At 71.3% G+C, this 6,139-nt stretch carries 5 protein-coding genes; 3 read left to right on the top strand and 2 right to left on the bottom strand.

The window, feature by feature from the left end; all coding sequences use genetic code 11:
* The coding region (hemC, locus tag AC27VN_RS29855) for a hydroxymethylbilane synthase (protein WP_490878884.1) at positions 1 to 753 on the bottom strand (753 nt) is incomplete at its 3' end.
* Between the two features lie 95 nt (positions 754 to 848).
* Here hemC and ppc point away from each other — a divergent pair.
* From ppc to AC27VN_RS29840, 3 genes are all read left to right on the top strand, one after another.
* Positions 849 to 3,695: a phosphoenolpyruvate carboxylase gene (ppc, locus tag AC27VN_RS29850; RefSeq protein ID WP_093348623.1), complete on the top strand. Its 2,847-nt coding sequence runs from the start codon at positions 849 to 851 to the stop codon at positions 3,693 to 3,695.
* Between the two features lie 10 nt (positions 3,696 to 3,705).
* Positions 3,706 to 4,110: a GFA family protein gene (locus AC27VN_RS29845; RefSeq protein ID WP_093348620.1), complete on the top strand. Its 405-nt coding sequence runs from the start codon at positions 3,706 to 3,708 to the stop codon at positions 4,108 to 4,110.
* 211 nt (positions 4,111 to 4,321) lie between these two features.
* On the top strand, positions 4,322 to 5,545 hold the full coding sequence (locus AC27VN_RS29840) for an MFS transporter (RefSeq protein ID WP_490878883.1): 1,224 nt from the start codon (positions 4,322 to 4,324) through the stop codon (positions 5,543 to 5,545).
* 15 nt (positions 5,546 to 5,560) lie between these two features.
* On the opposite strand, the gene AC27VN_RS29835 is transcribed toward AC27VN_RS29840, so the two are convergent.
* The coding region (locus AC27VN_RS29835; protein ID WP_490878882.1) for a LysR family transcriptional regulator substrate-binding protein at positions 5,561 to 6,139 on the bottom strand (579 nt) is incomplete at its 5' end.

Raw genomic sequence — 6,139 nt, 5'->3', positions numbered from 1 at the left:
CGCGGCCAGCGGCATCGAGCAGCTGCCGCCCATCGCGCGGCTGACGGCGCGCTCGGCAGCGGTGGCGAGCCAGTCGCCGCGGTGCGACAGCGGTGCCAGCAGTGCGATCAGGTCGGCGCGGTCGGCGCGCACCTCGATGCCCAGCGCGCCCTGGCCGGCGGCCGGCAGCATGGTCTCGGGTTCGAAGGCGATGCGGATGCGGTCCTCGAGACCCAGGCGCTTGAGGCCCGCGGCGGCGAGCACGATGGCGTCGTACTGGCCCTCGTCGAGCTTGCGCAGCCGGGTGTCGAGGTTGCCGCGCAGCGGTTCGATGCGCAGGTCGGGCCGGCGCGCGCGCAACAGCATCACGCGGCGCAGGCTCGAGGTGCCGACCACGGCGCCCTGCGGCAGTTCGTCGAGCGAGGCATAGCGCGGCGACACCAGCGCGTCGCGCGGGTCCTCGCGCTCGAGCACGCAGGCCAGCACGAAGCCCTCGGGCAGCTCCATCGGCACGTCCTTGAGCGAATGGACCGCGATGTCGGCGCGCCCTTCCTCGAGCGCGAGCTCGAGCTCCTTCACGAACAGGCCCTTGCCGCCGACCTTGCTCAAGGTGCGGTCGAGGATCTGGTCGCCGCGCGTGGTCATACCCAGCAGGCGGACCGAATGGCCTTTTTCTTGCAACAGCGTTTGCACGTGCTCGGCTTGCCACAAGGCCAGCCGGCTTTCGCGCGTGGCAATCACGATATTGCTCAAAACCGCCCCCGAAAAGTACATGAACAGAAACCGGCGGGATGCTAGCATGTTGCGCCGCAGCAACGGCGGCGACGCTCCATTCCAACAGCACTCCAAGTCTCCAGGAACACCATCGAATGAAAGCCAGCAAGACCCCTGCCGCCCCACCGAAGCGCAGGCAAGCCGAAGACCAGCCGCTGATCGACGACATCCGCCTGCTGGGCCGCATCCTCGGCGACGTGATCCGGGAGCAGGAGGGCAAGGAGAGCTATGAACTGGTGGAGAAGATCCGCACGCTGTCGGTGGCCTTCCGCCGCGATGCCGACCAGGCCGCCGACCGCGCGCTGAAGAACCTGCTCAAGAGCCTGACCGCGGCCGAGACGGTGCGCGTGATCCGCGCCTTCAGCTACTTCAGCCACCTGGCCAACCTGGCCGAAGACCGCCACCTGATCCGCCGCCGCACCGAGGCCGAGCGCGCCGGCGAGAGCGCCGACGGCGACCTGCAGACCGCGCTGGCGCGCATCCGCAAGGCCGGCGTGAAGCCCGACGAGATCGTGGCCACGCTGGCCCACAGCTACCTGTCGCCGGTGCTCACCGCGCACCCGACCGAGGTGCAGCGCAAGAGCATCCTCGACGCCGAGCGCGCCATCGCGCAGCTGCTGACCACGCGCGACGAGATCCGCCTGCGCCAGCAGGCCTATGCCGGCGGCACCGACGCGCTGTCGCCGCTCGAATTCGCCGACAACGAGGCGCAGATCCGCATCCGCGTCACGCAGCTGTGGCAGACGCGCCTGCTGCGCTTCTCCAAGCTCACGGTGGCCGACGAGATCGAGAACGCGCTGAGCTACTACGAAGCCACCTTCCTGCGCGAGATCCCGCGCGTCTATGCCGACCTCGAGAAGGCGCTGGCGCAGGGCGGCCAGACGCCCTCGGTCGCGACCTTCCTGCGCATGGGCCAGTGGATCGGCGGCGACCGCGACGGCAACCCCAACGTGACGGCCGAGACCCTCGAGTACGCGCTGCGCCGGCAGGCCGAACTGGCGCTGCGCCACTACCTCACCGAGGTGCACTACCTGGGCGGCGAGCTCTCGCTGTCGGCGACCTTGATCGACGTGTCGGTCGAGATGCAGGCGCTGGCCGAGCGTTCGCCCGACACCAGCGAGCACCGCAAGGACGAGCCCTACCGCCGCGCGCTGACCGGCGTGTACTCGCGCCTCGCGGCCACGCTGCGCGAACTCACGGGCGGCGAGGCCGCGCGCCACGCGGTGGCACCGCAGAACCCCTACGCCTCGGCCGAGGAGTTCCTGGCCGACCTGCGCACCATCGACGACTCGCTCGGCGAGAAGCACAGCAGCCTGCTGGCCGCGCCGCGCCTCAAGCCGCTGATCCGCGCGGTCGAGGTGTTCGGCTTCCATCTCGCCACGGTCGACCTGCGCCAGAGCTCCGACAAGCACGAGGCCGTGATCGCCGAGCTGCTGGCCACCGCGCGCATCGAGCCCGCCTATGCCTCGCTGGCCGAGGAGGCCAAGCAGACGCTGCTGCTCAAGCTGCTCGACGACGCGCGCCCGCTGCGCGTGCCCGATGCCGACTACTCGCCGCTCGCCCGCAGCGAGCTCGCGATCTTCGCGGCCGCGCGCGTGGCCCGCGCGCGCTACGGCAACGCGGCGATCCGCCACTACATCATCAGCCACACCGAGACCGTGAGCGACCTGCTCGAGGCGCTGCTGCTGCAGAAGGAGGTGGGCCTGCTGCGCGGCGCGATGGACAAGGACGCCACCTGCGACCTGATCGTGGTGCCGCTGTTCGAGACCATCGAGGACCTGCGCAATGCCGCGCCGATCGTGCGCGCCTTCTATGCGCTGCCGAACATCCAGGCGCTGATCGAGCGCTCGGGCGCCGAGCAGGACGTGATGCTCGGCTACAGCGACAGCAACAAGGACGGCGGCATCTTCACGAGCAACTGGGAGCTCTACCGCGCCGGCATCGCGCTGGTGGCGCTGTTCGACGAACTCAACAAGAAGAAGGCCAACCCCATCCGCCTGCGCATGTTCCATGGCCGTGGCGGCACGGTGGGACGCGGCGGCGGCCCGAGCTACCAGGCGATCCTCGCGCAGCCCCCGGGCACGGTGCGCGGCCAGATCCGCCTGACCGAGCAGGGCGAGGTCATCGGCTCGAAGTACGCCAACCGCGAGATCGGCCGGCGCAACCTCGAGACCCTGGTGGCCGCCACGCTCGAGGCCACGCTGCTGCCGCAGGGCAAGTCGGCGCCCGCCACCTTCCTGTCGGCGGCCGGCGAACTCTCGAGCGCGAGCATGGCCGCCTACCGCAAGCTGGTCTACGAGACCCCGGGCTTCGGCGAGTACTTCTTCAGCGCCACGCCGATCCGCGAGATCGCCGAGCTCAACATCGGCTCGCGCCCCGCCTCGCGCAACCCCAGCCACAAGATCGACGACCTGCGCGCCGTGCCCTGGAGCTTCAGCTGGGGCCAGTGCCGCCTCACCATCCCGGGCTGGTTCGGCTTCGGCGCGGGCGTGGAGCAGTTCCTCGCGGCCGCCGGCAATGCCGCGGGCCGCAAGGAACGCCAGGCGCTGCTGCAGCGCATGTACGCGCAGTGGCCCTTCTTCCGCACGCTGCTGTCGAACATGGACATGGTGCTCGCCAAGAGCGACCTCGCGCTGGCCTCGCGCTATGCCGAACTGGTGAGCGACCGCAAGCTGCGCCAGAAGGTGTTCTCGATGATCGATGCCGAATGGCACCGCACCTCGGACGCGCTCACGCTGATCACCGGCGCCAAGCAGCGGCTCGAGGGCAATGCCGAGATGCAGCGCTCGGTGCGCCACCGCTTCCCCTACATCGACCCGCTGCACCACCTGCAGGTCGAGCTGATGCGGCGCTACCGCGCGGGCGACGGCGGCGAGCGGCTGCAGCGCGGCATCCACATCTCGATCAACGGCGTGGCCGCGGGCCTGCGCAACACCGGCTGAGGCGGCGCGCATGCAAGGCTCCTGTCTCTGCGGCGCCGTGGCCTACGAGGCCGCGAAGCTCGCGGGCCCGATCGGCCACTGCCACTGCCGGACCTGCCGCAAGGCGCATGCGGCCGCCTTCGCGAGCACGGCCCGCGTGGACCGCGCCGACTTCCGCTGGCTGCGCGGCCAGGACGACGCGCTCGCGGCCTTCGAGTCGACGCCCGGCAAGCTGCGCCATTTCTGCCGCCGCTGCGGCAGCCACCTCGTGGCCGAGTGGGTGGCCCAGCCGCAGGTGATCCTGCGCGTGGGCTCGCTCGACGACGATCCCGGCGTGCGGCCCAGCCAGCACATCTGGCGCTCGCACGACGTGCCGTGGATGGCCTGCGGCGAGGACCTCCCCTCGTTCGCCGAGGCCGCGCCGCCCAAGCCCTGAGCGCGCCCTTGCCGTCGATGGACGGCAAGGCGCCGCTCCCGGGCGCCTGCGTGCGGCCGAAAGCACGCAAACCCCTCGATTGTTCGCCCTGGGGAAACTGACAACTGCCGCGCGCCCCCTTTGTCGCGGGCGCCCCGGCGACCACACTGCGAAGCCCTTTGCAACAAGCATCGACCGCCGTGCCGGCCGATGCCCACCGGACTTCCTTCCCATGATGAACGCTCCCAGCGGCGCCCCCTGCATCGACGCGCTGCCGCCCGATTCCGCGAAGACCTCGCGCTCGACCTGGCTCGCGGTCGGCTCGCTCTCGGTCGGTTCCTTCGCCATGGTCTCGACCGAGTTCATGCCGATCGGCCTGCTCACCGACATCGCCAGCACCCTCAACGTCTCGAACGGCACCGCGGGCCTGATGATCACCATGCCCGGCATCCTCGCGGCCTTCGCGGGGCCGGGCCTGATCGTGGCCTCGGGCCGGCTCGACCGCCGCACCCTGCTGATCGGCCTCACCGTGGCGCTGATCGCCTCGAACCTGCTCGCGGCCTTCGCGCCCAACTTCGCCACCATGCTGATCGCGCGGCTGATCCTCGGCCTGTGCGTGGGCGGCTTCTGGACCTTCGCGCCGCCGGCCGCCACGCAACTGGTGCCGCCGGCCCAGCAGGCGCGCGCGATGTCGCTGGTGCTGGCCGGCGTGTCGGCGGCCACCGTGCTCGGCGTGCCGGCCGGTGCCTTCCTCGGCACCACCTTCGGCTGGCGCGCCTCCTTCGCCGCCACCGGCGCGCTGGCCGGGGCCGTGCTGCTGGTGCAGCTGTGGCTGCTGCCGCCACTGCCCTCGGCACGCGCCATCGGCGCGCGCGACCTGCTGATCCCGCTGACGCGGCGCATGGCGCAGGTCGGGCTGCTCGCGGTGCTGTTCTTCATCGCCGGCCACTTCGCCGCCTACACCTACCTCAAGCCGCTGCTGCAGCAGGTCTTCGGCCTCGACCCCAACGGCGTGACCACGCTGCTGCTGGTCTACGGCGCCGTGGGCTTCTTCGGTACCTTCCTCGGCGGCAGCATGGTGGCGCGCAGCGTGCGCGGCACCACCCTGCTGGCCGCGCTGCTGCTGGCCACGGCGCTGATCCTGTCGACGCTGCTCGGCACCGGCATGGTGGCCGGCGCGGTGGTGGTCGTGATCTGGGGCGTGGCCTTCGGCCTGATCCCGGTGGCGCTCACGGGCTGGATGCTCGAGGCCGTGCCCGATGCGCCCGAGGCCGGCCAGGCGCTGCTGGTCAGCGGCTTCCAGGTGGCGATCGCCTCGGGCGCGCTGCTCGGCGGCCGCGTGGTCGACGGCTGGGGCATCTCGAGCACCATGGTGATGAGCGGCGGACTGGTGCTGGTCGCGGCGCTGATCGTGGTCACGCTGGGCCGTACGCGCGGCGCCGCCGTGGCGGCCTGAGCGGCAGCTTCTGCCTCAACGGCCGGGACGCCCGCGTGGCGTGCCCGGCCTTTTGCTTTCGGCCCCGGCCCGCGCGATCGCATCGAGCACCACGCGCAGCCCCTTGCCCACCGGCTTGTCGCGCCGCAGCACGATCGCCAAAGTGCGCGACATGGGCGGCACCAGCCGGCTGATCTTCAACTCGGGATGGGCGCCGCGCCCGCGCATCGCCATGCCGGGCACGATGGCGTAGCCCAGCCCCGCGGCCACCATCTCCTTCATCGCCTCGACGCTGCCGAGCTCCATCACCGGCTGCGGCTGCAGCCCCTCGGCCGCGAACCAGCGGTCGACCAGCCGGCGCGTGTTGGCCGCGGGCTCGAACAGCACCAGCGGCAGCGATGCCAGGTCGGCCGGTCCCACGCGCGCCTTCAGCGGCGCGAGGTCGGCGCGGCCGATGGCCACGAACTCGTCGTCGAGCACCGGCGTCACCTCGAGCGAACGCCCCGCGGCCGGCAAGGTGACGAGCGCGAGGTCGATGCTGTTCTCCTCCACCTTGCGCACGCAGTCGTCGGTGTTGCCGGTGCTTACCACCACGCTGAGCGCCCGGTACTGCTC

The organism is Variovorax sp. 20P10.2.4, assembly GCF_058244205.1.
Note: the sequence above shows the minus strand (reverse complement) of the source record. Positions and strands in the feature narration are given on the sequence as shown.